A 26134-nucleotide genomic window follows, 5' to 3' on the forward strand; every position below is an offset into this window, starting at 1 on the left:
TTTAAGTTTACTTGATAGAAATCAAGTTTTGGGCGCATTTTTGGCCAGAAATTGCCAATAATTGTACAAGAGCTAGCGTGAGTGGATGATCACTTCAACGCGCCGGTTCTGGGCTCGCCCCTCGGCACTGTCGTTGGGCGCCAGCGGACGGGTATCGGCCAGGCCCACCGCGCGCAGGCGCTGGGTTTCCACGCCGGCCTGCTCCAGGGCATGCACGATGGCGATGGCACGGGCGCTGGATAGCACCCAGTTGGAGGGAAATTCAGGAGTCTGGATGGAGCGGCTGTCGGTATGCCCTTCCACCGCCACTTCGCCGTCATGGCGCTGGATGACTTCGACCAGCCGCTGTACCAGCGCCTGGCCATCCTCGGTCAGTTCAGCCTCGGCGGTGGGGAAGAGCCACTGATCCTCTACGCGCAGCTTGATGCCTTCGGCGACTCTGGACACCGCCACGCCTTCGAGATCCGGCAGGTAGGGAGCGGTTTCGACACGGGCTTCGAGCGCCCGCTGCAGCGCCAGCGAGCCGGCGATGGCCTCTGGCGCCACTTCGCGCACCCGCGACGGTGGACGGTCGGTGAGTACCAGCATGAAATCCGCCGGGCCAGCCGGCAGCTCGTCGTCGTCGTCGGAGAGCAGGGGCTGAGGCAGCGGTTGCTCAGCAACGGCGACTGCCGGGGGCACTCGCTCCACCCGCTGAGCGAGCAGTGCCAGCGGCGTGGGCGGTGCGACGAAAGCCGGACGCACCTCTCGTTCAGCTTCCCCCGCCAACAGCGCCAACAAGGGTGGTGCAGCGCTTGGTGGGGGCGGTGCCACTCGACGCGGCAAACCGGCGACACCTAGTGCGGCGGAAACCGCGAGGGGGCTAAGCTGGCCACTGGGGTAGGGAATTGGCGCGTGATTCGCCATCGCCCAGCGCAGTTCACCGGGCAGAGGTATGGCCATGGATTCCGGGGTATCGTCGGCGCCAGTCGTATCCGTGTCACGATTAGTGGCATAGGTGATGGTAAACAGCAGCACCATCAGGGCCACCAGCAGCGTCATGATGTCCAGGTAGCCGATCATCCAGGTACTGTCCTGATCGGAGTCGGCATGCGTCGCCATCAGCGATCCATGCCGCATGGGGCCACGATGATCGCTACCAGCGATGGAGTTCAATCGGGTCATCTGGACAGCCGGGTCGCCATGAGCAGGCTGCCTAGCCTAACCGCAGGGACGCTGAGATGAAACGGGGAAAAGCGCCAGCTTGTGGCGCTACTTGCCGACAGCTTGGCAGGCTCAGGCCTCCTCGGTGACCTCGCCCTGGCGGGATACCAGGTAACGGCTGGCAAAACGAGCCGCGGAAACGGGCCTTCCGGTGAGAAACCCCTGGATCAGGTCCATGTTGTGGCGCAGCAGCGCATCCTGCTGTGCCTCGGTTTCCACCCCAACGGCGACCACCCGCAGCCCCAGCTCCCTGGCCAGGCCACAGACGGCGGCGACGATTGCCGCACTGCCACGCTGTTCGCCATCGAGGCGCTGGATGAAGCGGCGGTCGATCTTCAATGTGGTGACCGGCAGCTCCTCCAGGTAGCTCAGCGAAGCGTAGCCGGTGCCAAAATCATCGATGGTGATCTCGCCACCCAGGTCCCGCAGCTGCTGTAAAACGGCCGCCGCCTGCAGCGGCTTGTCGAGCAGCGTGCTTTCCGAGAGCTCGAAGCCCACCAGGCCGGTCGGCAGGTCATGATCCGCCAGCATGGCGGCAATCTTGCTTGTCAGGTCCTGCTGCCAGAATTGACGTGGTGACAGGTTGATGCTCACCGGCACCGGCTCGGCAGAGGCCCGACACCATTCACTCAGCTGTGCGAAGACCATCCGCATCATGCGATCGCCCAAGGCCACGATAAGGCCGGCACGTTCGGCCAGCGGTATGACCTCCCCCGGGGGGATGCTCCCCAGCACCGGGTGATGCCAGCACATCAAGGCTTCGGCACTGTGCAAGGCACCGCTTTCCCGTTCGAAGAGCGGCTGGAAGTGGACCTCGAGGCCCTCGCCACTTTCGACGGCGTCTCGCAGTGCGGCTTCCAGCGCCCGCTGACGGTCATCCTGGATGTTCATTTCGGTACGATAGAGCCGATAGGCATTACGCCCTTCCTGCTTTGCCCGATACATGGCCACGTCGGCATCGTGGATCAGGGCTTCGGCATTGGTGGCATCATCCGGGTACAGGCTGATACCAAGACTGCAGCCAATGCTGAACTCATGACCATTGATGATACAGGGCTCGCCCACCGCATCGACCAGCCGCCGGGCCACCCGGGTCACCTCCTCGACTTCTTCCAGGTCCGGCAGCAGGATCAGGAACTCGTCCCCCCCCAGGCGCGCCAGGGTATCGTCCTCGCGCAGCCGGCTCTGAAGTCGGTCGGCGACCATCACCAGCAGTTCATCCCCCACGGCATGCCCCATGGCATCGTTGATCTGCTTGAAATGGTCCAGGTCGACGAAGACAACCGCCAGCCGACTCTTGTTACGGTGGGCATGCCGAATGGCCAGCTGTAGCCGGTCCTCCAGCAGGCGTCGGTTGGGAAGCGCGGTCAAAGGATCGTAGTAGGCAAGCTTGCGAATCCGCTCTTCATTTTCACGAATGTGCGTGATGTCATTGAACAGTGCCGCATAGTGCGTCACTTCACCATTTTCGCCAGTGATGGCGGTGATGGTCAGCAGCTCGAGATAGAGCTCGCCGCTTTTGCGACGGTTCCAGATCTCGCCCCGCCAGTAGCCGTTAGTCTTCAGCGCCTCCCACATCTGCCGGTAGAAGGCGGCATCGTGACGCCCGGAGGAGAGTATCTCGGGGGTCTTGCCGATGACCTCTTCCGCCGCGTAGCCGGTCATGTGGGAAAATGCCGGGTTGACGAACTCGATGCGATTGCTCGGGTCGGTAACGATAATCCCTTCCAGCGAGGATTCGATGACCCGTTCGGCCAGCTGCAGGTTTTCATGGGATCGGGCAAGGGCCCGGTCGCGCTCTTCCAAGGCGTCGCGCAGGTCCTGCATGTAGTGCTGTTCGGCTCCGGCCAGCATGTCGCGGAAACCAATCAGGCCGATCACATTGCCCTCTTCGTCCAGCACCGCCAAGTGGCGCACCCGTTGTTCCAGGAGCCTGTCCCGGGCAGTGATCAGGGGTTCGTCATGAACTACGGAAAGCAGGGGACGGCTAGCCAGCTCTGCAATCGGGGTGTTACCGGGGTAGTGGGCAACAAAGCGCACCATATCGCGCTCGGTGAGAATGCCCAGCTCTTGTTCGCTGCACTTCACTACCACGGCATCGCAGCTGGAGAGGCGCATCGACCGGGCCGCCTCGGCCAACAGCTGAGTACCCTGGAGTACCAGCGCACGCTGCCGCATGGCGGCCCGAACCTCCCGCAGGCGCAGGTAGGGCTCGATGCCCTGATTCATGGCCATGTCGGTCTGGGAGAGGATTCCCTTCGGCAGGCCGGCGCCATCGACCACGACGAAATGTCGCCGCCCTTCGGCACTGAAACGTAGTGCGGCCTCGCTGATCGGCGTATCCAGGTGCAGGCACGCCACCGGTTGACTCATCACCTCACCGATACGGGTTTGCCCCGCTTGCGGGTCGGCGAAGTTAACTGCCAGCGCATCATGCTCGGTCCAGATCCCCTGCGCCTTGCCCTCACGGGTCACCACGATTGAACTGCATTGACGGTCGGCCATGCGCCGGGCTGCGATGCAAAGCGGCGTATCGGATTCACAGGTCAGCAGACCGGTCTGCATGATGCGTTCAATGGGTAGCTCGTGATTCATGACGCCTCACTGACGGGACGATTCCTACGGGACTCTTCTTCCCGTACTTTTCTTCCGGGACCACGCTTGACATACCCCGAACTGCCGAAAAACGATTCAGAACCAAGATAAATCCTGATTATTCTTAACACTATGTTCAATGATCCCGTATTACATAACTAGTCGCAATGATTAACTGAGTGTCAACGGGACAACACCTGGTCGCTACCCCATCGCCATGTCGCGGGTTAAATCTTGGCTAGTCGGCAATTTCATGACCCATATCAACAACCCCTTCGATCCCCTTCCGATCCGCTAAAGCCACTACTCCGCATGCCGATACCTGAGCGCAACGTGAGCATGACGCGACCCCGACCTGCCCACGAAACATCTCTCACTCCCAAAGGAAGGCCTACGATGAACCGACTGCTTCACCGCATCGACATGGGCTGGAAATTCTTTCTCGCACTCTCCCTTCCGCTGCTGGCCATGGCCTGGTTTGCCGCATCCGGCGTTCTGGATCGCCAGCAGGTAACGGCCGACATGGCAGCCCTGGAGGAGATGACTCGCTTGTCCCAACGGGCAGGCAACCTGATACATGAGCTGCAGCGGGAACGGGGAATGACTGCTGGGTTCCTGGCCAGCGAGGGTGAGAATTTTCGGGATGCGCTGCCCGATCAACGCCGTGAAACGGACCTCCAGCAGGATACCTTCCAGCGATATCTCGCCAACGTCGACCTGGTCGCACTGGACCCGACACTTGCCGAGCGCATCGAGACGACCCTTTCACGGCTTCAGCAGACCTCATCCTTGCGTCAGCGAGTCGATGAACAAACATTGACCAGCGGTGAGGCAGTCGCCCATTACACGGAAATCAATGGCGCCCTGATCACTATCATTGGACGCATGGCCCTGGCCAAGGGAGAAGGCAGCGTGGCCAGCCGCATGGCGGCCTATTACAACCTGCTGCAGACCAAGGAACTGGCCGGCATTGAGCGTGCCATGCTCACCGGTGCCTTCGGCTCTGACAGCATGACACCGGCAAGCTATCAGCAATTGCTCAAACTGCTGGGCAGACAGGATGCCTTCGAGGAGGCCTTTACCACTCTTTCCACCCCTGAAATGCATCAGCGGTTCCAGGCGGTGGGCGAGAGCCCGGCAGCCGAGCGGTTGACGTCACTGCGCAACGTCGCCATCGAACGAGGCACGGCCGGTGGCTACGGCATCGATGCACAGCAGTGGTTCGACTGGCAGACCGACAGGATAGACCTGCTCAAGCAGGTAGAGGATGCCGTGGCGGAAGACGTAATGGCCACGGCCTCACGGCTCAGGAGTGAAGCAAGAGGTGACCTGACCAGCTACCTCGTCGTGGCGGCGGTTGCCAGTATCCTGGCACTGCTGCTTGCCGCCGTGATCGTGCGCAGCATCGTGCTGCCACTGCGTGCGACGCTGGCAGCGATCCAGCGCAGCAGCGGAGATCTCACCCTGCGGCTGGATGCCCCAGGCAAAGACGAACTGGCGCAGCTCTATCGCGCCTTCAATGAATCCAACGCCGATTCCGAGCTGCTGGTCTCGAATATCAAGCAAGGCGCCATGTCGGTTGGCGTGGCCAGCGGACAGATAAACGAGGGGAACCGTGACCTCGCTCAGCGTACCGAGGAGCAGTCTTCCTCCCTGGTCGAGACCGCTTCCAGCATGGAGCAGATGACGGCCAGCGTGCGTCAGACCGCCGACAATGCCCGGCAGGCCGAGGCGCTCTCCCGTGAAGCGGCAAACCAGGCCGGCAAGGGCAGCAGCGTGGCCAACAGTGCCCGCGGCGCCATGCAGCAGATTCATGAGGCCAACCGTGAGGTCACCCGCATCGTCGAGGCCATTGACAGCATCGCCTTCCAGACCAACCTTCTGGCGCTGAATGCATCGGTGGAGGCGGCCAGGGCCGGAGAGCATGGCCGCGGCTTTGCCGTGGTCGCCTCGGAGGTGCGCAAGCTGGCCAGCCGCAGCGCCGAGGAAGCCGAGCAGATACGCAAAGTGGTCGGTATCAATGTCGCCCGCATCAACGAGGGTGAGAAACTGGTCAATGCCACCAGTGAAACCCTGGAGACGATTTCCCAGGGGATAGAACAAGTGGCCAATCTGATCATCGAGATGTCGACGGCGGCAAGCGAACAGTCGGCGGGCATCGAGCAGATCAACCAGGCAATCGGCCAGCTCGAGGAGATGACACAGCACAACGCCACGCTGGTGGAGCAGGTCGCTGCGGCAAGCCAATCACTGGATGAGCAGGCGAACGACATGACGCGCCTGATCGCCCGCTTCAAGGTCGATGAAGCGCTGCAGGGCAGCAATGTCTGGGAAAGCGAGGTCCAGCCAACCGGCACAGAGACGCAGCGAAAGCTCGCCTACTCTGCGGCGTGACACATGCATGGAAACGGCCGGTAACATTGTTACTAAAGTTTTTGTTCGACCCTGCCGATAGAAGAGGTGCATAGCACTATTGGGAGAAGCCGGCTCGTCAGCCGGCTTCGGGGGGCGGCATTACGATCTGTCGTAGCTGGACCGGGAAACCGGGCGATGGATGGTTGAATGCTTGCCAAGGGCGCATACAAGGAAAACAGGCCATGTCTTCACCTCTTACCGATGCCACCAACAGCTTGAGCGCTTCGGCGTTGCACGACCTGACACCGCGACAGCGCAAGGAGAGCGTTCTGGCATCCTTGCCGGCCGCGGGCACCATGCTCAGCCAGGCCGAGAGCCACGGCAACTCACCCGCCCAGGCGGATCTGGTCGAGCCGATTCAGCGTATCAATGAAGTACTTCGCCAGCATGGCGTGGAATTCGAACTCAACGAGATGCCGTCACGGGTGGTGACGCGGATCGTGGACCGGGAGACCGGCGACGTGTTGCGCCAGATCCCCAGCGAGGAAGTGCTGGCCATTGCCGAAAGGCTGGATGAGCTGCAGGGGCGCCTGATTCGCCTGGAAGCCTAGGCTCTGTCCGAAAACTGGCTGCTAGACCTGCATGTTCATGACGTCGCGGTAGGCGGAAACCAGGCGGTTCCTTACCTGCAGCCCCATCTGGAAGGCCACGCTGGCCTTCTGCATGTCGACCATGACGTCGTTCAGCTCCACGTTGGGATCGCCGGCCTGGAACGCCATCGCCTTGGCGCTGGAGGCTTGCTGCAAGCGGTTGATGCGCTGGATGGAGGCTTGCAGCTCGCCGGCAAAGCCGCCCTGCCCCACCATGGTCGAGACCTGCTGCCCCTTGGCAGCCTGTCCGCCGGCCTGTGTCGCCAGGGTCTGCATCTGGGCCAGCGCGGACTGTATGGCAGGTGAACTCATGGCTTGCGGCCCCCGTTCTGTTGGTTCGGAAGTGTCACGTAACGAATGTAGCCAAGGCTAACAGCTATGGTCACGACGCCATACCGGCAAATGGCATGAAAAACACGGGCTTTTCCCGCCTTTGGACTCGACCAGGGTTCGCATAATAGCGTTCATCACAGTTGCGCCCGCAAGGGTAGCCAGAATGCGGTGGACGGATGCACTCAATGCCATCTTTTAGGAATACGTTTCAAGCGGCGAACGACGCATCTCCATGGAGGTGCGCATGAGCAATGGCGCCGCGACGCCGGGTCGCCAGGAGACCGCGCCTGACCAGCCGGCCGGCGCGCTGCTGCAGCGCGTTCAGGATCAGATGCGTGGCAACCCGCTGATCGCGATCCTGATCGGCGGTGCCGCCTCGATCGCTATCGTGGTGGTACTGCTGATGTGGGCGAGAGAACCCGACTACCGGGTGCTCTACAGCAACCTCACCGAAGCGGATGGCGGCCGCATCATCAATGAGCTCGAAAGCCGCGGCGTGGCCTATCGCTTCAGCGAAGGCGGCACGGCCCTGCTGGTGCCCGGCGATGAGGTGCATGGCCTGCGACTGCAGCTCGCCGAGCAAGGCCTGCCCCGGGGCGGCAATGTCGGCTTCGAGCTGATGGACAGCCAGGCCTTCGGGGTCAGCCAGTTTGCCGAGCAGGTCAACTTCCAGCGCGGCCTGGAAGGCGAACTGTCACGCTCCATCGAGTCGCTTGGCCCGGTATCCCGGGCCCGTGTCCATCTTGCCATGGCACGCTCCTCGGTATTCGTACGGGACCAGGAGCCGGCCAAGGCGTCGGTTATCGTGACCCTTGAATCGGGCCGGGTTATCGGTGATGGCCAGGTCAATGCCATCATCCACATGGTATCCAGCAGCGTGCCCGAACTGGCCGCCGAGCGCATCGACGTGACGCTGCCCGGTCGTGGCCAGCCAAGCGGAGGCCTGCATCCCGTGACGCTCACCCTGGAGCGAATTGAAGGTCTGTTCACTCGCATCGGCTATGACGTCGCCGTGGGGCCGGAAATCGAGGACGACTACCACAACTTCGAAGCGCNGCGACCCCCGGCCGGCTGCTGGACTTCCACGAGAAGCGCGACGTCGACCTGACTCAGGTCGAGGTGCTGGTGCTCGACGAGGCGGACCGCATGCTGTCGATGGGCTTCATTCCCGACGTCAATGCCATCATCCACATGGTATCCAGCAGCGTGCCCGAACTGGCCGCCGAAGACGTCACGGTGGTCGACCAAGGCGGTCGCCTGCTTTCCATGCCCGGGGCCAACCGCCGCGGCCTGGATGCCACGCAGCTCGATTATATCGCCGAGGTCGAACGCTCCTTCCAGCAGCGCATCGAAAATATCCTGGCACCGATTCTGGGCCAGCAGAACGTGCGGGCCCAGGTGGCAGCCCAGATCGACTTCTCGCGCCGCGAAGAGACCAACGAACGATTCGGCCCCAACCAGCCACCCAACGAAGCCGCGGTGCGCAGCCGCCAGTCCAGCGTTTCCTACAGCGGTGGCGACGACCTGGCCATGGGCATCCCCGGGGCCCTGAGCAATACGCCTCCCGGTATCGCGCCCTCCCCGATCAACCTGCCGGTCGATGAGGATGGCGAACTCATCGAGGAAGCCGAGCAGGAGCTGCTGGCACTGAGCAATCTGCGCCAGGACGGCGTGATCAACTATGAGGTCGACCGCAACATCGAGCATGTCCAGCACCGCCAGGGGCAGGTGCAACGCCTGTCCGCCGCGGTGGTGGTGGACTATCGCGAACAACGCGATGAAGACGGTGACTTGCAGCGCGTACCGCTGAGCGATGTGGAAGTTGCCCAGATCGAGCGGCTGGTGCGTCAGGCCATGGGCTTCTCCCAGGCCCGTGGCGACGAAATCGAAGTGGTCAACAGCCCCTTCAGCCGCGCCGTCGACGACGACGAACTGCTGGAGTGGTGGCAGTCCCCCGAGGTCCACAACCTGGCACTGACCATCGGCCGCTACCTGCTGGTGGCACTGGGCGCCCTGCTCGCCTACCTACTGATCCTGCGTCCGCTGATCAAGCGTCATACGCAGCAGCCCATGCTGGCCTCGGCGCCGGGCACCGGCCTGCGTGTCAGGGTTGACGATGAGACCCCGGAAGGCATCGACGGCGAACTGGAAGACGATCTGGAGTCGACACGGACTTACAAGAAGCCGAAGCGCAAGCGCAAGTCCTCGGCCTATGAAGACCACCTGGCCGATCTGCGTGAACTGGCCCAGGAGGATCCACGCATGATCGCCATGATCGTTCGCAGCTGGATGAATAAAGAATGAGTACTGCAAGAGCCATGACCGGCGTACGCCGCAGCGCCATCCTTATGCTGGCTCTGGACGAGGACAGCGCCGCTGAAGTGTTTAAGTTCCTGGGGCCCAAGGAGATCCAGCAGCTGAGCATGGAGATGGCCGATTTGGGCCAGGTCTCCCATGAAGACATGCAGAAGGTCATGCAGGACTTCAACGACGAGACCGAAGAGTTCATCGCGCTGAACCTCAACTCCAGCGAGCATATTCGCTCGGTATTGACCAAGGCCCTGGGCAGCGAACGTGCCACCAGCCTGATCGAGGACGTCCTCGAGTCATCGGGNACCGCCCACGCCAGCAGCCTGATGGACAAGTACGTGGGCGGCACCGAAGAGAAGATCGCCGAGCTATTCCAGCGCGCCCGCGACAAGCAGGCGGTGCTGCTGCTCGACGAGGTCGACCAGCGTACCAGCCAGGCCTCGAGAACCAGCTGAGGGTTAGGATTGCCGCCCACAGCCAGCAGGCGTCGCTGTTCTCGAGCATAGTCCAGTAGCCGGAACCAGTCGCGAACCCGGGCGTTCTTGACCGCTTGCCGGTAGAGCGGCAGCAGGTCGGGATTGCGGATCCGGGCCGCATCTCCGGAAAGCCCCAAACGAATCAGATCCTCGAGCCAGGCAATACCGTACCACAGGATGGACTCGGTGGATTGCCGATCCAGGCGTGCGGCCTCGGCCACCGGCTCGGCACCACGCACCAGCGCATCGAAGGTTTCATGTAACTGCTGCCGCAGAGCTCGTGCGGAGGGTGCCGCCAGCTCGAAGGCCAGCAGCGGCAGCCCACCGGAAACCTGCCACCAGAAGGCGGCCTCCTCCGTGCCGCCCAGCTGTTCGGCCAGCCATGCCTGGCTCTGTTCCGCCTCGGGCACCGGCAGGCTCCAGTGCTGACAGCGAGAGCGGATAGTGGCGAGCAGCCGCGAGGGTACGTCGGCGAGCAGAATGAACTGGGTCCGCTGCCCCGGTTCCTCCAGACTCTTGAGCAGGGCATTGGAGGCCGCCACATTCATCGCCTCGGCCGGGCTGAGCACGATGACGCGATGGCCGCCCTGCTGGGCCGTCTGGGCGACGAAGGCGTTGACCTCGCGAATGGGGTCGATGCGGATCTGTCGCTTGCCCTCCTCCGGCGAGACGCGCAGCAGGTCAGGATGATAGCCCGCGGCCAGCATATGACAGCCGTGGCAATGGCCACAGGCGGCCTCTCCCGGCGTGACGCAGAGCAGGCGGGCGATCAGCGCCTCGGCAAACTGCTGCTTGCCGACCCCACGGGGGCCGGACAGCAGCAGCGCATGAGGCAGGCGCCCGCTCTGATACTGCGACAGGAACCGCCGCCACCGCTCGCTCTGCCAGGGCAGCGGCTGGGCAATCCCTTCACCCTGCTCCGTCCCGAGCTCTATAGCCATGGCGTCACCCGGGCATCCAGGCAGGCGGCGAGGCGAGCCTGTACTACCTCCAGGGGCGCATCGGCATCGACGACCGCCATGCGTTCCGGTGCGCTGGAGGCGCGTTCCAGATAGGCGCTACGCACCGCTTCGAAAAAATCGCTGCGCTCCTGCTCGAAGCGATCCCGCGCCTCGCCGTTGGCGCTCAGACGCCCCTGCAGGCGTCGCTGAGCCGAGGCCACCGGCATGTCGAGCAGCAGCGTCAGGTCGGGCTGAAGATCGCGCTGGACGAACCGCTCGAGTTCGGCAATGCGCAAAGCAGGGATGCCGCGCCCACCGCCTTGATAGGCAAAGGTGGCATCGGTGAAACGGTCGCACAGGACCCAGGCACCCCGCTCGAGCGCCGGGCGAATCTGCTGCGCCAGGTGCTGGGCGCGAGCGGCGAAGACCAGCAGCAGTTCGGCATCCACATCGAGGGGTTCGTCGCCGGAAGGGTCCAGAAGCAGTTCACGTATGGCCTCGGCACGCGGGGTGCCGCCCGGCTCGCGGGTACGGACCACCTCGACGCCCCGTGCCGTCAGCCACTGGGCCACCCAGGCGAGGTTGGTCGACTTGCCGACTCCTTCACCGCCCTCGAGGGTGATGAAACGTCCACGCTGCTGCATCGAGTCTCCTGTGCGCCGGTGGCTGCCGATCAACGGTTGCGAATGTAGCGGTTCACGGCATTATTGTGTTCGCGCAGGGTGCGCGAGAAGTGGTGTGTTCCATCGCCACGGGAGACGAAGTAGAACGTATCGCCGGGCAGCGGGTCCACCGCCGCCTCCAGCGAGGCACGGCCCGGCATGGCGATTGGGGTGGGCGGCATACCATCGATGACATAGGTGTTGTAGGGAGTGGCCTCGCGCAGGTCGGCCCGGGTGATGCGTCCCTCGTAGCGCTCTCCCATCCCGTAGATCACCGTCGGGTCGGTCTGCAGGCGCATCCCGGTCTCCATGCGCCGCTTGAAGACGCCGGCAATCTCGCGCCGCTCTTCCGGCGCACCGGTTTCACGTTCGATCAGCGAAGCCATGATCAATGCCTCATAGGGCGTTTCGATGGTCAAGTCGTCGCTACGCCCTTCCCACACCTCATCAAGAACCCGCTCCATGCGCACCATCGCCTGGCGCAGGATATCCACGTCACTCATGCCCTTGTGGTAACGATAGGTATCGGGAAAAAACCAGCCTTCGGGAAAGCGGCCTTCGCGGTCGAGCAGGGCCATCACCTCCTCGTCGGAGATGGCCGATTTGGGCCAGGTCTCCCATGAAGACATGCAGAAGGTCATGCAGGACTTCAACGACGAGACCGAAGAGTTCATCGCGCTGAACCTCAACTCCAGCGAGCATATTCGCTCGGTATTGACCAAGGCCCTGGGCAGCGAACGTGCCACCAGCCTGATCGAGGACGTCCTCGAGTCATCGGGCAGCAGCAGCGGTATCGACTCGCTCAACCTGATGGAAGCCCCCATGGTGGCGGAGCTGATCCGCGACGAACACCCGCAGATCATCGCTACCATCCTGGTGCATCTGGAGCGTCATCAAGCCGCCGATGTGCTCGAACTGTTCGACGACAAGCTGCGCAACGACGTGGTGCTGCGTATCGCCACCTTCAGCGGCGTGCAGCCGGCCGCCCTGCAGGAGCTCACCGAAGTACTGTCGGGCATGCTCGACGGCCAGAATCTCAAGCGCAGCAAGATGGGCGGCGTAAGAACCGCGGCCGAGATCCTCAACCTGATGAACTCCAATCAGGAGGAGACCGCCATCGAGACCGTACGGGCGCACAGCGAAGACCTGGCCCAGAAGATCATCGACGAGATGTTCCTGTTCGAGAATCTCATGGACCTGGACGACCGCAGCATCCAGATGGTGCTCAAGGAGATCGACACCAACTCGCTGGTGGTGGCGCTCAAGGGGGCACCGGAAGGCCTTATGGAGAAATTCCTGCGCAACATGTCCCGCCGCGCCGCCGATCTGATGCGCGAGGACATGGAGGCGCGTGGGCCGATTCGTGTCTCCCAGGTGGAGGCCGAACAGAAGTCGATCCTGCAGGTGGTTCGCCGCCTTGCCGACTCCGGAGATATCGTGCTGAGCGGCGGGGACGACACCTATGTCTGATCGCTCCCCCTCGCCCCCCGAGCAGTCGGCGTCCTGGCGCCGCTGGCAGATGGGGGAACTCCAGGATGAGAAACGCCGCAGCGAGGCAGAGCGAGCCGCGAAGCCGGCAGAGGACCACGCGCGCCAGGAGCGTTTTCGCCGTCAGGCCGAGCTCAAGGCCCTACGCGAGAAGACCCTGCGGGAGGCCAGAGACGAGGGGTTCAAGGCCGGCTTCGATGAGGGACGTGCCCAAGGGCATGCCCAGGGCCTGGAGGAGGGTCGCCGTGAAGCCGAGCGCGAGCTGAAGCTGCTCACCCGTGAGGTCCTGGCGCCGCTCAAGCCGCTGGCGGAGCAGTTTTCCGAAGCCTTGGCCGTGCTCGACGAGGAAGTGGCCAACGACATGGTCGAGCTGGCACTGGCCACCGGGCGCCAACTGGCCGGCGAAGCCTTGAAGGCCCGCCCACGACAGGTGCTGGAACTGGTCAGGGCACTGCTGCACACCGACCCGCCCCTGACGGGACAGCAGCGCCTATGGCTGCATCCCCTGGACCACAAGCTGGTGGAACAGCATCTCGGCCAGGAGCTGGGGGCCGCCGGCTGGAAACTTCAGCCCGACGATCAGCTCAGCCGCGGCGGCTGTCGCGTCACCAGCGCCAGCGGCGAGCTCGACGCCACCTGGGAGAGCCGGTGGCAGGCGGTCAAGGCCCAGGTGCGTCGCCGGCGCCCTGCCACACCCGCAGCGGAAGACGAACAGGAGTGAGCGACATGCCCGAGACCCTGGCACAACCACGCAATCCGCACCAGGCACGCTGGCAGCAGACGCTGCAGCATGTCCGCGAGCGCGTGGAGACTGTGCCGGGCTTTCGTGCCAGCGGGCGCGTACTGCGGGCCACGGGCATGGTAATCGAAGCCATTGGTCTGCGGGTCGCCCTGGGCAACGCCTGTCGCATCGAGCTGGTTTCACCGGGTAGCAGTGAATCACCGCGCTTTGCGGAGGCCGAAGTGGTCGGGTTCGCCGGCGAACGACTGTTCCTGATGCCGCTCACGGAGATTACCGGCCTGATGCCGGGTGCCCGCGTCTACCCACTGGGCGATGGGCCCGACCACACGGCGCGCCGCTTTCCGCTCGGTGAATCCCTGCTGGGCCGGGTGGTGGATGGCAACGGCGAGCCACTCGACGGCTTCGGCCCGCTGGACAACGCTCCCCGGGCACCGCTCTCTACCCCGCCGCTCAACCCGCTTGCCCGTGCCCCGATCAACGAGCAGATCGACGTCGGCATTCGCGCCATCAACGCGCTGCTCAGCGTGGGCCGTGGCCAACGCATGGGGCTGTTCGCCGGATCGGGCGTAGGCAAGTCGGTACTGCTGGGCATGATGGCCCGCTATACCGGTGCCGATGTCATCGTTGTGGGGTTGATCGGTGAACGGGGACGCGAAGTTCAGGACTTCATCGACAATATCCTCGGCGAAGAGGGCCGCCGCCGCGCCGTGGTGGTAGCGGCTCCGGCCGACACCTCGCCGCTGCAGCGCCTGCAGGGTGCCGCTTATGCCACGCGCCTGGCCGAAGGCTTCCGCGACCAGGGCAAGAACGTGCTGCTGATCATGGATTCGCTGACCCGCTTCGCCATGGCCCAGCGCGAGATCGCACTGGCCATTGGCGAGCCACCCGCAACCAAGGGCTATCCGCCCTCGGTCTTCGCCAAGATCCCCAGCCTGGTGGAACGCGCCGGCAATGCAGAACGCGGCCGGGGCTCGATTACCGCTTTCTACACGGTGCTGACGGAAGGCGACGATCAGCAGGATCCGATTGCCGATTCGGCCCGTGCCATTCTCGATGGTCATATCGTACTGTCCCGGACGCTGGCTGAAGCGGGGCACTACCCCGCCATCGATATCGAAGCCTCTATCAGTCGCGTCATGACACACATCATCGACGACGAGCAGTTGGCCATGACCCAGGCCTTCAAGCGGCTGTTCTCTCGCTACCAGCGCAACCGGGACCTGATCAGCGTGGGGGCCTACAGCCCGGGCCACGACCCCCAGCTCGACGAGGCAGTCCAGCGCTATCCGCTGCTGGAGCAGTTCCTCCAGCAGAGCATTCATGAAAATGCCTCGATCGAGGCCTCTCGACAGGTTCTTACTGAGACCCTAGGAGTCAGGCAATGAGTGCATCATCACAGCTTGCCATGCTGGGCGATCTCGCCCGGGATGCCCGCGACCAGGCCGGCCAACTGCTGGCCGGTGAGCGCATGAGCGAACGTCAGGTTGCTGCCCAGCTCGACGCCCTCAGCCAATATCGGCTGGAATACGCAGAGCGGCTTCAGGCGGCCATGCGAGACGGCATCGATCCTGCCAGCATGCATAACTACCAGCAGTTCCTCGCCTCCCTGGATGCTGCCCTCCAGCGCGCCAGGGACGCACTGGACTCGCAGCAGCAGCGCGTTCAGCAGAGCCAGCAACAGTGGCAACAGGAGCAGAAGCGCCTGTCGGCCTACGACACTCTTTCCTCCCGCCGCAACGCCGAACTGCAGAAGCACGAAGCGCGGCGCGAGCAACGCAACAGTGACGAAATGGCCGCCGGAAGGCTGCTTCGCCAGCGCCCCGAGCGCGATTCGTGATCCGAGCCAGGAGATCGCAATGGATATTCAGATGATGCTGTCCGCCCTTCCGGGCAAGCCCATGAGCAAGGCCCAGCCGGGTGCCGAAGCAGCCGGTGGCCACTTCGCCCTGGCCCTGGCCGGTGCCGGTCGATCGCAGCCGGATGCCAAGGCAGCGCTCCCCGCCCAGCTGTCTGCCCAGCAGCAAGAAGGCGCCAGGCCCTCCATGGCGGCACAGCAGGTGCTGCTACAGGCCCTGAGCGTCCATGATCCGGATCTTGTTGCGGACATGGAAGCGGTGCCCCTGCCCGACACGCTGTCACTCTCCGACATCATGGAGCGCCTGACGCTGATCGAGGGAAATCAGCCCGCCGGGACTCGTCCGCTTGTCGATGCCACTGACCCGCAAACAATCAACATGCAAGCAATAGCCGAGCAGGCTGCCGTAGCAGAGCCTGATTCGTCTGCCGACCACGCCGTTGCTGCTCTCGCAGCAGCCGATGCGCTACGTCAGGCCGCCCCCCCCGCTCGCCCCCTCGGTGACGCCCCTGCAACTGCGAAGGTATCGCTGAATGGCGCCCAGGCTCTCTCGACACCACAGCAAGCAAGTCGAGATGTGGCTGAAAGCACGCCGCGCCCGGGCTTCCTCGCCCAGATCGATTCAAGCACGGCCGAGAGACCCATGCGGACCGCTGAATTTGTCCGAACTGCCGAGACGGCTGCCGTACCTCAGCTGACCGCAGGAGACCTGCGTGGCATGAGCACGGATACGCTCCGCCCGGCGGTTATCGAACCGACAGCGCCAAGCCTGCAGACAGCCCAACAGCCCGCCGGCACTGCAACCCAGGCCATGCCAACCCCGGCAACACCTGCCCAGGCCAGCCTGCCCGCGCCGGTGCAAGGCCAGGCCTGGACCGGCCAGCTTGGCCAGCAGCTGGTGCAGTTTGCCCGCCTCGGGGGCGAGCAGCAGATCGAGATGAAGCTCAACCCGGCCGAGCTGGGTCCGCTCTCCATCACCCTGAAGATGACCGAGCAGGGAGCACAGGCGCAGTTCCTCTCCGCCCATGCACAGGTACGCCAGGTACTCGAGCAGGCCATTCCGCAGCTGCGCGAAGCTCTGGCCGAACAGGGTATTTCCCTGGGAGAGACCTCGGTCGGCGAGCAGCGTCAGCAAGAGGGCCAGGCCTTTGCCAGCCAAGAGAACCAGCGGGGCAGCGGGGCCGATGAGACAGACGCCCATCTGCCTTCCGCGACCGATATCGGCCTGGCAGAGAATGTAACGGGCGTCAGCCTGGATGGCCGGGTGAATCTCTACGCCTGAGACAAATTGCCAAGATAGGGCCGTTCGCGCGGTCTGTTCCTTTCATCACGACCCGCGCGATTTCCGCATACTGCCCTTTTCCGGCTGGACAAACATTTCACGATAGGCAAGGCAATGGCGAAATCGACGGGTGGCTCATCCAAGCTGCTGTGGCTGATGATACTGCTGGTACTGATGTCCACGGCGGCAGCCGGGGTAGCAATCTATCTGGTCATGAACGATCGCAGTGATGGCTCCGGCAACATGCAGGGACAGCAGCTCGAGCGTCAGGCGCCGATCTTTCTCAAGATCGACCCCTTCACCGTGAACCTCGCCGACGACGACTTCGGTTCCCGACTACTGTATGCCGGGCTGTCGTTGAAGGTAGGCAACGAGGAGACACGTGCGCTTCTCCATGAACACATGCCCCAGGTGCGCAGCCGCCTCTTGATGCTGTTTTCCGGCAAGCAGGCAAGCGAGCTCACTTCACCGGAGGGCAAGCGTCGCCTCGGCGACGAAGTCATCGCCGTTCTCTCCGAACCGCTGACCCAGCCGCAGCCACCCCTGGATATACGGGACGTGCTGTTCACCGAGTTCATCGTGCAATAACCGGGTGCCCCTGCCACCATGTCCCAAGACGATCTGCTGTCACAGGATGAGATCGACGCCCTGCTAAAGGGGGTCAGCGGAGACGACGAACCTGCTGCAGGCAGCAGTGAGGCGTCTCGCATCCGTCCCTATGATCCCGCGTCCCAGCATCGCGTCATACGCGAGCGCCTGCAGGCCCTGGATATCATCAACGAACGCTTCGCGCGGCATTTCCGCATGGGGCTGTTCAACCTGCTGCGCCGTAGTGCGGACATTACAGTGGATTCGGTACGCTACCAGAGCTACAGCGATTTCTCGCGCAACGTGCCGGTGCCGACCAATATCAATATCATCGCCATGAAGCCGCTGCGCGGTTCGGCGCTGATCGTATTCCCCCCCAACCTGGTTTTCATGGTGGTGGACAACCTGTTCGGCGGCGACGGACGCTTCCTGACCAAGTCCGAGGGAAGGGAGTTCACCAACACCGAACAGCGCATCATTCAGCGGCTTCTACGACTGGCCATCGAAGCCTACGAGGAGTCGTGGAAGTCCGTCTATCCGCTGGAGATCCAGTATCTTCGCTCGGAGATGCAGTCCAAGTTCGCCAATATCACCAACTCGCCAAACGAGATCGTGGTAAATACCAACTTCAATATCGAAGTCGGCAATCTCTCCAGCAATTTCCAGATCTGCATTCCCTATACAATGGTCGAGCCAGTGCGGGACCTGCTGGCCAACCCGCTCAACGACAGCCATCACGACCAGGACGGTACCTGGTCGAAGCGCATGGCCGGCCAGATCCGCCACTCTGAGGTGGAGCTCATCGCCAATTTTGCCGATGTTCCCAGCCGCATTGCTCATGTAATGGCGCTGAAGGTCGGGGACGTACTGACGTTGGAGCTTCCGGAAACCGTTTTCGCCAGCGTGGATGGCGTTCCGGTCATGGAGTGCGACTACGGCAGCCAGCACGAGCAGCGCGCGCTGCGTGTCATTCGCATCATCGATCATGGTGCGCAGAACTCAGTTTCACCTGATGCCTTCAAGAAGGGCGCTGCGCCTCAAGCCAAGGAATCCAAGCATGACTGATCCCAAGAAACCCGATCAGAATATTCCCGACGACGACCCCTGGGCGGAAGCCATGGCCGAACAGGAAGCGGCGGAAACCCCGGCCGAAGACGACCCCTGGGCGGAAGCCATGGCTGAGCAGGAAGCAGCCAGCGGCCCAGCTGACGATGACGACCCCTGGGCCGAGGCGCTGGCCGAGCAGGAAGCCAGCGAGTCCAGCGAACAGCAAGCAGCAAGCGCTGCCCAGGCTGCCTCTGCACCGGTTGCCCAGGCGGCCGGCGACCGCATTTTCCGTCCCCTGGACAAGGGCAGCGAAGCCGGTACGGCTCGCGACCTGGAAATGATCATGGATATCCCGGTCAAGCTGACCGTGGAGCTGGGCCGCACCAAGCTGACCATCAAGCAACTGCTGGAACTCGCCCAGGGTTCTGTGATTGAGCTGGACGGCCTGGCCGGTGAGCCCATGGACATACTGATCAACGGCTACCTGATCGCCCAGGGTGAAGTGGTCGTGGTGGATGACAAGTACGGCATCCGTATCACCGAGATCATTACACCCTCCGAAAGGGTCCAGAAGCTCAACCGATGAAAGACACCCCCTCCTCCGAGGCTCAGGCAACAGGGCTGGAGTCTCTGGCTGTCGGCGGCGATGCCCTGGTAGGCATGGCGACGCTGGGCAAGACCGCTGCCGCCCTGGGACTGGTCATCGCCATCATCCTGGTCTGCACGGCGCTGCTGAAGCGCTGGGGGCCACAGCGTCGTGCCGCCGGAGGGCATTTGCAGATCGTCGGCAGTACCGTCTTGGGAAGCCGCGAGCGACTGGTGATCGTGGAGGTGGAAGGCACCTGGCTCATCCTCGGCGTGGGCGGTGGCCAGATCAACAAGCTGCATGAACTGGCGGCACCCGAGCGGCCCAGCGAGCCTGAAATCGCCGAGCTGCAGGGGGAGCGTTTTGCCACCCGCTTTGCCCGTGCCCTCAAGCACAACGCCGGACTGGGAGGCCCCGGTCGGGGAACGTCATGATTCACCCAGCGCTGCCCAATTACCGGCCTATCAACCGGCACAAGGCCCTGCTTGCCCTGCTGGGGGCCTGCTTGCTGATGGCCATGCCGCTAACGGCTACCGCCCAGCAGCTGCCCGGTATCGTCAGCCAGCCGCTGGAAGATGGCGGGCAGCAGTGGTCGATCCAGCTGCAGACCCTGCTGCTGCTCAGCGCCATGGCCTTCCTGCCGGCGGCGCTGCTGATGATGACCGGCTTCACCCGAATCATCATCGTGCTGAGCCTGCTGCGCACCGCCATGGGCACCCAGGCGACGCCGCCCAATCAGGTGCTGCTGGGCCTGGCGCTGTTTCTGACCTTCTTCGTCATGGCGCCGGTCTTTTCCATCGTCTACGAAACGGCCTGGGTACCGCTGACCGGCGACGAGATCAACTTCGACGAATTCCTGCTGCTGGCCCAGCAGCCGTTCCGCGAGTTCATGCTGGCCCAGACCCGGGAGCCCGACCTGGCGCTGTTCGCCCGGCTGGCGGAGGTCGGCCCCATGCAGGGGCCGGAGGACGTCCCCCTGCGCATTCTGGTGCCGGCCTTCGTGACCAGTGAACTGAAGACGGCGTTCCAGATCGGCTTCACCATCTTCATTCCCTTTCTGATCATCGACCTCGTGGTAGCCAGCACCCTGATGTCGCTGGGCATGATGATGGTTCCGCCGGCCACGATCTCCCTGCCTTTCAAGCTGATGCTGTTCGTGCTGGTGGATGGCTGGCAGCTGATCATCGGCTCGCTGGCGGAAAGTTTCTATATATAGCGGTAATCAATACTTGGGTCGACACCCAGATGTCGGCAAGGAGCGAAGAATGACACCGGAAATGGTAATGGGCACCGCCTACCAGGGTATGCGCGTCACGCTCTTGCTGGCCGGCCCGCTGCTGATCACCGCACTGCTGACCGGCCTGACCGTGAGCCTGTTCCAGGCCGCCACCCAGATCAACGAGATGACACTTTCGTTCATCCCCAAGATCCTGGGCGTCTTTACCGTACTGGTATTCGCCGGCCCCTGGCTGCTCAAGCTGATCACGGACTTCACCCGCAACCTGTTCACCAATATCCCCAGCATGTTGATGTGAGCCCGCCATGGTCGAGGTGACCTTTGCCCAGCTTCACGGCTGGCTGGTAATCCTGTTCTGGCCCTTCGTGCGGATTACCTCCTTTCTGGTCGCCTCACCGCTGTGGGGCCACTCCAGCGTACCCAACCAGGCCAAGATCGGCCTGGCGTTCCTGGTGACGCTAGTGATCGCCCCGGTTCTGCCCCCCATGCCCGACGTGCCGATCGTCTCATGGGCCGGTTTCGGCCTGATGGTAGAGCAGATGCTGATCGGCATAGCCATCGGCCTGGTCATGCATGTGGTATTCGCCGTGGTCCAGGCCGCGGGGGAGTTCATTGGCCTGCAGATGGGCCTCGCCTTCGCCACCTTCTTCGATACCGGCAGCGGCACCAACACCATGATCCTGTCGCGAATCTTCTTCATGATCACGCTGCTGATGTTCCTGGCCCTGGGTGGACACCTGATGGTGCTGGAAGCGCTGGCAACCAGCTTCTATAGCCTGCCGGTCGGCATAGGCACCTTCAACCCTGCGGCCTTCGAGATGATGGTGCGCTACGGCGGCACCATCTTCGTTGCCGGCATGTCGCTGGCCCTGCCGCTGGTCGGATCGCTGTTGATCATCAACCTGGCCATGGGCATCCTCAACCGCTCGGCGCCACAGTTGACGGTATTCAACATCGGCTTCCCAACCTCCCTCACCGTGGGCCTCATCCTGCTGATGGTGTTGATGACCGACATGGGCCGTTTTCTCCAGCGCCTGTTCAGCAATGGCCTGCAGTTCATGTACCAATTGATCGACATGCTTGCCCCTCTGGGGTAAGCGACCGGGCATCACCGCTTGTCAGTGATCAGGCAGTATGCTGCCAGTGGTGAGGCAGGAGTTCGTGGATCTGGCTGGCCTTCTGGGTCGGCAGCCGTTCCAGCACGTCTCGGAGATAGGCGTAGGGGTCGTGGCCGTTCAGCTTGGCGCACTGAATCAGGCTCATGATGGCGGCAGCGCGCTGCNTGTCGGCATCCACCCCCTCTTCCAGCAGGCTGATCTGCAGGACGTTGAGCTTCTCGCTGCGCTTGCCGAAGGCATGACGTTTGAGCAGCGCCAGTTCATAGGTCAGCTTCTGGTTGACCTGCTCGGTATGACGCAGCGTTTTCTGGCTCTGCTCGAGTGCCTGCCCCTGCTGCTCGACCTGCGACATCAGCGTCGCCGCCAGGTGGCGGAGCTGATCGGGAGAGAGCTGAGACAGGTCGGAAGGCGCGTTCATTCAGCGAGTATGCCAGCCTGCCGAGGGCAGTGGGATTAGCGCATCAGCGAATAGCCTGCCCGTTGTTTCTATGCCGTCCGTGGCAGATCCCTCAGACCACCGAGATCACGCCACCGGCGCCGATTCGCTGCCAGGGCAAGCCCTGCACCAGAGCGCTGACCTGCTCGGGCGACAACTCGACCCGATCCCCGCGCCAGGTCGCCGCCCAGTGAAACTTGCCCTGATTCAGACGCCGGGCGCATAGCCAGATCCCCAGGCCATCGTGAACCAGTACCTTCATCCGGTTGCCGCGCCGGTTGGCGAAGAGATAGGCGCAATGCGGCCGGGCGGCGCCAAACACCTTCACCACCCGGGCCAGTGACGTATCGGGTCCGGCGCGCATATCCAGGGGCTCGGTGGCCAGCCAGATTTCGTCGATGCGAATCATCACAACAGCCCCTTCAGCCACTGCGCGCACTGGGCTGCCTCGGCTACCGGCCAATGCACGCTGATCGTGCCGCGCGCCGTGGGCATCTCGATGCGGATCTCGGCGGTGGCCGGAGGCGTTGGCCGAACCGCTCCTTCGGGCGGCATCGGGGGGGGCACGAAGTCCGGCACGGCTGGCAACTGGCTCTGACGCTTGGCCTTGCGGATCCAGGTCTGGACGAGGTTAGTGTTGAGCCCGTGCTGCAGCGCGACCTGGGCGATCGAAGCATCGCCTTGCAGGCAGGCCGCCACGATCTTGGCCTTGAAGGCCGACGCGTAGCGACGACGACGGCGAATCTCACCCTGAGTGCTTGGGGTAGTCATGATAGGTGCCCATCTATTAATAAGTGGGCACCTAACGTCACAGAAGGCGAGCCTCTCCGGTAGATGGGTTCACCAGCCGGTTACCCTCTGGGGACCTGATTTCCCTGCCCGCTCGGACACATCAAAAAAAACCGCCCAGGCAGGCCGGGGCGGCGAAAAAGGCCGGGCTAACGCCCTGCCTCAGGGAAATGACATCAGGACATGGGGTTACAGGAAGTTGAACAGCGACAAGCCCTTCACATCGACAAAGGCCTTCTGGGCCGCCTGCAGACCCACCTGACGCAGGCTGTATTCGGCGATGGCTTCGCTGTAGTCGAGGTCCACCAGGTCGGAAAGCGTCTTGTCGTAGTTCATCATGCGGTTGCTGCCCACCGCATCGACCACATCCAGCTCGTTGAGACGTGCGCCCATTGAGGCGCGCACCGTGAGGACGTTGTCGAGGCTGTTGTCGAGCTCACGCATCACGGAGTTGATCGTATTGCGGAAGTGGGCGCGATTCTCGGGCTGACCCTGCTGGTCCATCTCCAGCACGTCGATGGCGTCCTTCAGCGACTTGAACAGGTCCTGGTTGGCGCCCTGGGCGTTGGCCGGACGCAGTTGGATCTGGTCGCCCATTTCCGGCTCTCCCTCGAGGGTAATGCTGATACCGCCGAAGCTGACCAATTTGCCAGATTCATATGACTCATTAAGGACTTCGTCACCATTGGCGTACGTCAAAAGGTTGCCATTAGAATCTACTGCTTGGACAACAGGAAAACCGTCTACATCAACATCAAATTGTATCGTAAAGCTCTCGCCAAATAGCTCGTTACCAGGATCAACACGGCTAGGGCCCTTGAAGCTAACCGAGCCCTGATTGCGGTCAAAACCCACCTGAGTGCCAATGCTCTCCCCACCGCTATCACGCTCGGCCCTGGCCACATAACCTGCGCCGCTGGGCACGCTCTGGAAGATCGACTTGCCGTTATCGGCAACCGGCAGCAGGCGCGAGGCATCGATGCGCTGCTCACGGGTGTTCTCGTCGCCGGTATATCGCGTGCCCTGGACGCCTTCACCGCCGGTGCGGGCAAAGGGCGGGGAGTCGTCGCGGTAGCCGCCGAACAGGTAACGGCCATTGCCGTCGGTGGCGTTGGCCTGGCCGATCAGCGTCTCGTAGATACCGCGCAGTTCGCTTGCCACCGACTGGCGGTCCACATCGCTCAGGGTGTCGCTTGCCGCTTGGACCATCAGCGTCTTGGCGCTGGTCACGGCATCGCTGACGCTGTTGAGGACGCTTTCCGCCTGTGACAGCGAATTGCGGGCAGAAATCCGCGCATCGGCGAACTGCTGGGTAATCGCCTTGGCCTGGGATACGCCAACGGCCCGCGACGAGGCCTGGGGATCGTCGGAGGGATTCACCACCCGACGGCCACTGGCGATCTGCTGACCGACCTTGAGGAAGTCGCCCTGCTGACGGTTCATGGACGAGACGCTCTGATCGAACATGGTGACGGTGCTGATACGCATCGCGCTGGACTCCCTTCGAATCAGTTACGCAGACCGAGAATGGTATCGAACACCGTTGACGCGGTATCGATCACTCGGGCATTGGCGGAATAGAACTGCTGGTAGCGAATCAGGTTGGCCGCTTCCTCATCCAGGTTGACCCCGGATTCCGACTGCTGCACCGCCTTTAGCTGTGCGGTCAGGCCCTGGCGGGCATCGAGGTTGACCTGGACGATATTCGCCTGGTTACCGACGTCGCTGACCATACCGCCGTAGGCTTGGCTAAGCGACGACCGGCCGGCCACCAGCGCCTGGCTCTGCAGGTTCTGCAGCGCCAGGGCGTTGCGATTGTCCCCGGTGCCGGAAGCGGCGATGCCCAAGTCGAGCGTAAACTCACCCTGGTTGGCATTGGGCAGTTTTACCTTGAAGCTGACCCCGTCCACAGTGAGTGTCGCTCCATCTGTCAAAGAAGCGCCACTCACCGTCCCATCAACGTCCACGGTGCGCTCCTCGCCGTTAACCAGCACAGTGGCAGGCCGAACTGCGCCATCTCCAGCGCCGAATATCAACGTGCCAACGGTGTTCAAAGACATGGCATAATTTTGGCTACCAACAAGTCCAGTAAGCGCATCCGTTTCAGCACGTAGCTGGCCACTGACCATGTCACCGCCGGCGGCCACGAAGCTTCCCGCCGCGATCTTGTCCAGATCGATGATCTGCGACTCCATGTTGGCCGAGGCGCGGCGAACCGGTTGGACCTCATAGCGATTACCATTGTCTGGCGTATCGCTGAACGCGAGCGTGATACCACCAAAGCCCAGCGTGCTGTTAACGGCGTCCCACTCTACTTGATCGGCTGCCAGTTGCTGGCCATTGTCCTTGCGAATCACCTGCGGAGCATCGTCTACAAAACGCACCGTATAGTCCGTCGCGCGCAACTGATGGATATTTGCCGCATCGAAGCTCGTACCGATGACTTCTGCACCACCGGTATTACGCGGGTAGGAGTAGGCCTGGGGCTGGCCGATACTGAAGAAGTCGCCGCCCTGCTCGCCGTTGAGATCCTGGCCCAGACGGTGCTGCTCGTTGAAACCGGTGACCATCGATACGGCCAGTTGGCCGATCTGGTTCTGGGTCTTGTCCAGGGTCTCTGAGCGGAATGTCATCAGGCCGCCCAGGGTGCCACCCTTAATGGTGTCCTCGGGCATGGCCACCAGGTTGCCGCCGGAGTCCCGATAGCCGAGGACGGTGCGCTGCGGATCGTTCGGGGCGTCCATGGCTTCCAGGCGATAGTGATTGGTGCCGGCTACCAGCGGCGAAGAGCGGGAAGGCGATACGTCCGATCGACGACCCTGCCCAGTCGAGCTGCCAGCCTGCAGGCAGCACGTAGCGGGTAAGATGATCGATGGTCATGGTGGCGAGTGCCAGCCACTGGCCCCAGGCGGTCCAGGTGGAAACGGGGCGATCCGACCCCGCGCTGGCGGCAGCCTGNCGGGTTCACAACGTACCAGGTCCTCATAGGCATGCCAGCTGGCGTGCCCCAGAACCGGCAGGATCAGGGCCAAGCCGATATAGAAGGTCAGCACCCCGACCAGCACGCAGCCGGTCAGTATCGCGGCCAGCAGCACCGACAGGGCGATACCGAACTCGACCCCGGGCAGCGCCAGCCCGCCCCAGGCCAGGCCGGCACCCAGCAGCATGCCGCCGGCCGCAAGCAGGGGCGCCCCCAGGCGCAGCGGGCGGGACTGGCGAAGGCTCCAGAGGCCGATGGCCAGCATCGCCAGCAGGTGGTCGAGCCCCAGCAGCGGGTGGGTCAAGCCGGCCGCAAAGCCGCCTTCGTGGTGATGACCGGGGTGGGCAACGGCCAGGCCGGCCACCAGCAACAGGGCCGGCGCGGCGACCAAGGCCGCCCGGGTGGCGGGGGAAAGAGCTGACATCATGAGAGCGTTCTCCTGTGCAATGACTGGAACAATG

Annotated in this window: 24 protein-coding genes and 7 pseudogenes; 17 read left to right on the forward strand and 14 right to left on the reverse strand. The window is 63.1% G+C overall.

Features of this window, described 5'->3' with window-relative positions:
* Nucleotides 1-72: 72 nt before the first annotated feature.
* Nucleotides 73-1101 carry an OmpA family protein gene (locus tag LOKO_RS17995; protein ID WP_235588901.1) on the reverse strand — a complete coding sequence of 343 codons (1029 nt, stop codon included), beginning with the start codon at nt 1099-1101 and terminating at the stop codon, nt 73-75.
* Between the two features lie 174 nt (nt 1102-1275).
* The gene (locus LOKO_RS18000) at nt 1276-3798 is read right to left on the reverse strand and encodes an EAL domain-containing protein (protein WP_066452060.1); all 2523 of its coding nucleotides are present in this window, start codon (nt 3796-3798) and stop codon (nt 1276-1278) included.
* 396 nt (nt 3799-4194) lie between these two features.
* On the opposite strand from LOKO_RS18000, the gene LOKO_RS18005 reads away from it, so the two are divergent.
* Both LOKO_RS18005 and LOKO_RS18010 read left to right on the forward strand, forming a co-directional pair.
* Nucleotides 4195-6192, forward strand: a complete 1998-nt coding sequence (locus LOKO_RS18005) for a methyl-accepting chemotaxis protein (protein ID WP_235588902.1) — start codon at nt 4195-4197, stop codon at nt 6190-6192.
* Between the two features lie 203 nt (nt 6193-6395).
* A complete protein-coding gene (locus LOKO_RS18010; RefSeq protein WP_066452061.1) occupies nt 6396-6764 on the forward strand; it encodes a flagellar protein FlaG in 369 nt (122 codons plus the stop codon).
* Between the two features lie 21 nt (nt 6765-6785).
* Here the strand turns inward: LOKO_RS18010 and fliE are convergent, their stop codons facing one another.
* A complete protein-coding gene (fliE, locus tag LOKO_RS18015) occupies nt 6786-7115 on the reverse strand; it encodes a flagellar hook-basal body complex protein FliE (protein WP_066452062.1) in 330 nt (109 codons plus the stop codon).
* Nucleotides 7116-7467: 352 nt separating this feature from the next.
* Between fliE and fliF (LOKO_RS18020) the strand changes: the two genes are divergently transcribed.
* From fliF (LOKO_RS18020) to LOKO_RS18030, 3 genes and pseudogenes are all read left to right on the forward strand, one after another.
* Nucleotides 7468-8244: a flagellar basal-body MS-ring/collar protein FliF gene (fliF, locus tag LOKO_RS18020; protein ID WP_470303301.1), complete on the forward strand. Its 777-nt coding sequence runs from the start codon at nt 7468-7470 to the stop codon at nt 8242-8244.
* Nucleotides 8241-9440 (forward strand): flagellar basal-body MS-ring/collar protein FliF, encoded by a 1200-nt coding sequence (gene fliF, locus LOKO_RS18025; RefSeq protein ID WP_417935406.1) that lies wholly within the window; start codon nt 8241-8243, stop codon nt 9438-9440. The genes fliF (LOKO_RS18020) and fliF (LOKO_RS18025) overlap by 4 nt, the downstream gene beginning before the upstream one ends.
* Nucleotides 9437-9871: pseudogene (locus LOKO_RS18030) on the forward strand (AAA family ATPase); the annotation flags it as partial. The gene fliF (LOKO_RS18025) and the pseudogene LOKO_RS18030, both read left to right, overlap by 4 nt.
* On the opposite strand, the pseudogene LOKO_RS19050 reads toward LOKO_RS18030, so the two are convergent.
* The 3 genes and pseudogenes from LOKO_RS19050 to mltG all read right to left on the reverse strand — a co-directional run.
* Nucleotides 9865-10863: pseudogene (locus tag LOKO_RS19050) on the reverse strand (DNA polymerase III subunit delta'); the annotation flags it as partial. The pseudogenes LOKO_RS18030 and LOKO_RS19050 sit on opposite strands and share 7 nt — an antisense overlap.
* Entirely contained in the window at nt 10854-11507 is a 654-nt protein-coding gene (tmk, locus tag LOKO_RS18040) for a dTMP kinase (protein ID WP_066452065.1), read from the reverse strand. The gene tmk and the pseudogene LOKO_RS19050, both read right to left, overlap by 10 nt.
* A gap of 29 nt (nt 11508-11536) precedes the next feature.
* A pseudogene (gene mltG, locus LOKO_RS18045) lies at nt 11537-12121 on the reverse strand (endolytic transglycosylase MltG); the annotation flags it as partial.
* On the opposite strand from mltG, the pseudogene fliG reads away from it, so the two are divergent.
* From fliG to fliR, 12 genes and pseudogenes are all read left to right on the forward strand, one after another.
* A pseudogene (gene fliG, locus LOKO_RS18050) lies at nt 12111-12995 on the forward strand (flagellar motor switch protein FliG); the annotation flags it as partial. The pseudogenes mltG and fliG overlap by 11 nt on opposite strands.
* Nucleotides 12988-13734: a flagellar assembly protein FliH gene (locus LOKO_RS18055; protein ID WP_066452066.1), complete on the forward strand. Its 747-nt coding sequence runs from the start codon at nt 12988-12990 to the stop codon at nt 13732-13734. The pseudogene fliG and the gene LOKO_RS18055, both read left to right, overlap by 8 nt.
* A 5-nt stretch (nt 13735-13739) precedes the next feature.
* Entirely contained in the window at nt 13740-15140 is a 1401-nt protein-coding gene (fliI, locus tag LOKO_RS18060; protein ID WP_066452067.1) for a flagellar protein export ATPase FliI, read from the forward strand.
* A complete protein-coding gene (fliJ, locus tag LOKO_RS18065; RefSeq protein ID WP_066452068.1) occupies nt 15137-15592 on the forward strand; it encodes a flagellar export protein FliJ in 456 nt (151 codons plus the stop codon). Before fliI ends, fliJ begins: the two co-directional genes overlap by 4 nt.
* 19 nt (nt 15593-15611) lie before the next feature.
* Complete coding sequence (locus LOKO_RS18070) at nt 15612-16892, forward strand: flagellar hook-length control protein FliK (RefSeq protein ID WP_066452069.1); 1281 nt, start codon at nt 15612-15614, stop codon at nt 16890-16892.
* A gap of 114 nt (nt 16893-17006) precedes the next feature.
* Complete coding sequence (fliL, locus tag LOKO_RS18075; protein WP_066452070.1) at nt 17007-17480, forward strand: flagellar basal body-associated protein FliL; 474 nt, start codon at nt 17007-17009, stop codon at nt 17478-17480.
* 18 nt (nt 17481-17498) lie between these two features.
* Nucleotides 17499-18545 (forward strand): flagellar motor switch protein FliM, encoded by a 1047-nt coding sequence (fliM, locus tag LOKO_RS18080; protein ID WP_066452071.1) that lies wholly within the window; start codon nt 17499-17501, stop codon nt 18543-18545.
* Nucleotides 18538-19113 carry a flagellar motor switch protein FliN gene (fliN, locus tag LOKO_RS18085; protein WP_066452072.1) on the forward strand — a complete coding sequence of 192 codons (576 nt, stop codon included), beginning with the start codon at nt 18538-18540 and terminating at the stop codon, nt 19111-19113. The genes fliM and fliN overlap by 8 nt, the downstream gene beginning before the upstream one ends.
* Complete coding sequence (gene fliO, locus LOKO_RS18090; RefSeq protein ID WP_066452073.1) at nt 19110-19547, forward strand: flagellar biosynthetic protein FliO; 438 nt, start codon at nt 19110-19112, stop codon at nt 19545-19547. Before fliN ends, fliO begins: the two co-directional genes overlap by 4 nt.
* Nucleotides 19548-19624: 77 nt before the next feature.
* Nucleotides 19625-20329, forward strand: a complete 705-nt coding sequence (gene fliP, locus LOKO_RS18095; protein WP_144439744.1) for a flagellar type III secretion system pore protein FliP — start codon at nt 19625-19627, stop codon at nt 20327-20329.
* Between the two features lie 49 nt (nt 20330-20378).
* Entirely contained in the window at nt 20379-20648 is a 270-nt protein-coding gene (gene fliQ, locus LOKO_RS18100; protein WP_066452075.1) for a flagellar biosynthesis protein FliQ, read from the forward strand.
* Nucleotides 20649-20655: 7 nt separating this feature from the next.
* Nucleotides 20656-21447 (forward strand): flagellar biosynthetic protein FliR, encoded by a 792-nt coding sequence (gene fliR / locus LOKO_RS18105; protein ID WP_066452076.1) that lies wholly within the window; start codon nt 20656-20658, stop codon nt 21445-21447.
* A 28-nt stretch (nt 21448-21475) separates the two neighbouring features.
* Here fliR and LOKO_RS19975 read toward each other — a convergent pair.
* From LOKO_RS19975 to LOKO_RS18135, 8 genes and pseudogenes are all read right to left on the reverse strand, one after another.
* Nucleotides 21476-21631: pseudogene (locus LOKO_RS19975) on the reverse strand (transposase domain-containing protein); the annotation flags it as partial.
* Nucleotides 21632-21886 (reverse strand): annotated as a pseudogene (locus tag LOKO_RS19980) (transposase domain-containing protein); the annotation flags it as partial.
* A 91-nt stretch (nt 21887-21977) separates the two neighbouring features.
* Nucleotides 21978-22313 carry an IS66 family insertion sequence element accessory protein TnpB gene (gene tnpB, locus LOKO_RS18115; RefSeq protein ID WP_066449715.1) on the reverse strand — a complete coding sequence of 112 codons (336 nt, stop codon included), beginning with the start codon at nt 22311-22313 and terminating at the stop codon, nt 21978-21980.
* Nucleotides 22313-22675, reverse strand: a complete 363-nt coding sequence (gene tnpA / locus LOKO_RS18120) for an IS66-like element accessory protein TnpA (protein ID WP_066452078.1) — start codon at nt 22673-22675, stop codon at nt 22313-22315. Before tnpA ends, tnpB begins: the two co-directional genes overlap by 1 nt.
* A 207-nt stretch (nt 22676-22882) precedes the next feature.
* Nucleotides 22883-24181, reverse strand: a complete 1299-nt coding sequence (flgL, locus tag LOKO_RS18125; protein WP_066452079.1) for a flagellar hook-associated protein FlgL — start codon at nt 24179-24181, stop codon at nt 22883-22885.
* 20 nt (nt 24182-24201) lie between these two features.
* Nucleotides 24202-25539, reverse strand: a complete 1338-nt coding sequence (locus tag LOKO_RS20535; protein WP_417935407.1) for a FlgK family flagellar hook-associated protein — start codon at nt 25537-25539, stop codon at nt 24202-24204.
* Nucleotides 25472-25624, reverse strand: a pseudogene (locus LOKO_RS19585) (TraX family protein); the annotation flags it as partial. The gene LOKO_RS20535 and the pseudogene LOKO_RS19585, both read right to left, overlap by 68 nt.
* Nucleotides 25570-26100 (reverse strand): HupE/UreJ family protein, encoded by a 531-nt coding sequence (locus LOKO_RS18135; RefSeq protein WP_066452080.1) that lies wholly within the window; start codon nt 26098-26100, stop codon nt 25570-25572. The gene LOKO_RS18135 and the pseudogene LOKO_RS19585, both read right to left, overlap by 55 nt.
* Nucleotides 26101-26134 lie beyond the last annotated feature (34 nt).

The organism is Halomonas chromatireducens, assembly GCF_001545155.1.
GTDB classification, from domain to species: Bacteria; Pseudomonadota; Gammaproteobacteria; order Pseudomonadales; family Halomonadaceae; genus Halomonas; species Halomonas chromatireducens.

Excerpts from the sequence above, each read along its gene's own strand:
- LOKO_RS17995 (WP_235588901.1), bottom strand. The coding sequence starts at position 1,101 with ATGGCGACGCATGCCGACTCCGATCAGGACAGTACCTGGATGATCGGC.
- LOKO_RS18000 (WP_066452060.1), bottom strand. The coding sequence starts at position 3,798 with ATGAATCACGAGCTACCCATTGAACGCATCATGCAGACCGGTCTGCTG.
- LOKO_RS18005 (WP_235588902.1), top strand. The coding sequence starts at position 4,195 with ATGAACCGACTGCTTCACCGCATCGACATGGGCTGGAAATTCTTTCTC.
- LOKO_RS18010 (WP_066452061.1), top strand. The coding sequence starts at position 6,396 with ATGTCTTCACCTCTTACCGATGCCACCAACAGCTTGAGCGCTTCGGCG.
- fliE (WP_066452062.1), bottom strand. The coding sequence starts at position 7,115 with ATGAGTTCACCTGCCATACAGTCCGCGCTGGCCCAGATGCAGACCCTG.
- tmk (WP_066452065.1), bottom strand. The coding sequence starts at position 11,507 with ATGCAGCAGCGTGGACGTTTCATCACCCTCGAGGGCGGTGAAGGAGTC.
- LOKO_RS18055 (WP_066452066.1), top strand. The coding sequence starts at position 12,988 with ATGTCTGATCGCTCCCCCTCGCCCCCCGAGCAGTCGGCGTCCTGGCGC.
- fliI (WP_066452067.1), top strand. The coding sequence starts at position 13,740 with ATGCCCGAGACCCTGGCACAACCACGCAATCCGCACCAGGCACGCTGG.
- fliJ (WP_066452068.1), top strand. The coding sequence starts at position 15,137 with ATGAGTGCATCATCACAGCTTGCCATGCTGGGCGATCTCGCCCGGGAT.
- LOKO_RS18070 (WP_066452069.1), top strand. The coding sequence starts at position 15,612 with ATGGATATTCAGATGATGCTGTCCGCCCTTCCGGGCAAGCCCATGAGC.
- fliL (WP_066452070.1), top strand. The coding sequence starts at position 17,007 with ATGGCGAAATCGACGGGTGGCTCATCCAAGCTGCTGTGGCTGATGATA.
- fliM (WP_066452071.1), top strand. The coding sequence starts at position 17,499 with ATGTCCCAAGACGATCTGCTGTCACAGGATGAGATCGACGCCCTGCTA.
- fliN (WP_066452072.1), top strand. The coding sequence starts at position 18,538 with ATGACTGATCCCAAGAAACCCGATCAGAATATTCCCGACGACGACCCC.
- fliO (WP_066452073.1), top strand. The coding sequence starts at position 19,110 with ATGAAAGACACCCCCTCCTCCGAGGCTCAGGCAACAGGGCTGGAGTCT.
- fliP (WP_144439744.1), top strand. The coding sequence starts at position 19,625 with ATGGCCATGCCGCTAACGGCTACCGCCCAGCAGCTGCCCGGTATCGTC.
- fliQ (WP_066452075.1), top strand. The coding sequence starts at position 20,379 with ATGACACCGGAAATGGTAATGGGCACCGCCTACCAGGGTATGCGCGTC.
- fliR (WP_066452076.1), top strand. The coding sequence starts at position 20,656 with ATGGTCGAGGTGACCTTTGCCCAGCTTCACGGCTGGCTGGTAATCCTG.
- tnpB (WP_066449715.1), bottom strand. The coding sequence starts at position 22,313 with ATGATTCGCATCGACGAAATCTGGCTGGCCACCGAGCCCCTGGATATG.
- tnpA (WP_066452078.1), bottom strand. The coding sequence starts at position 22,675 with ATGACTACCCCAAGCACTCAGGGTGAGATTCGCCGTCGTCGTCGCTAC.
- flgL (WP_066452079.1), bottom strand. The coding sequence starts at position 24,181 with ATGCGTATCAGCACCGTCACCATGTTCGATCAGAGCGTCTCGTCCATG.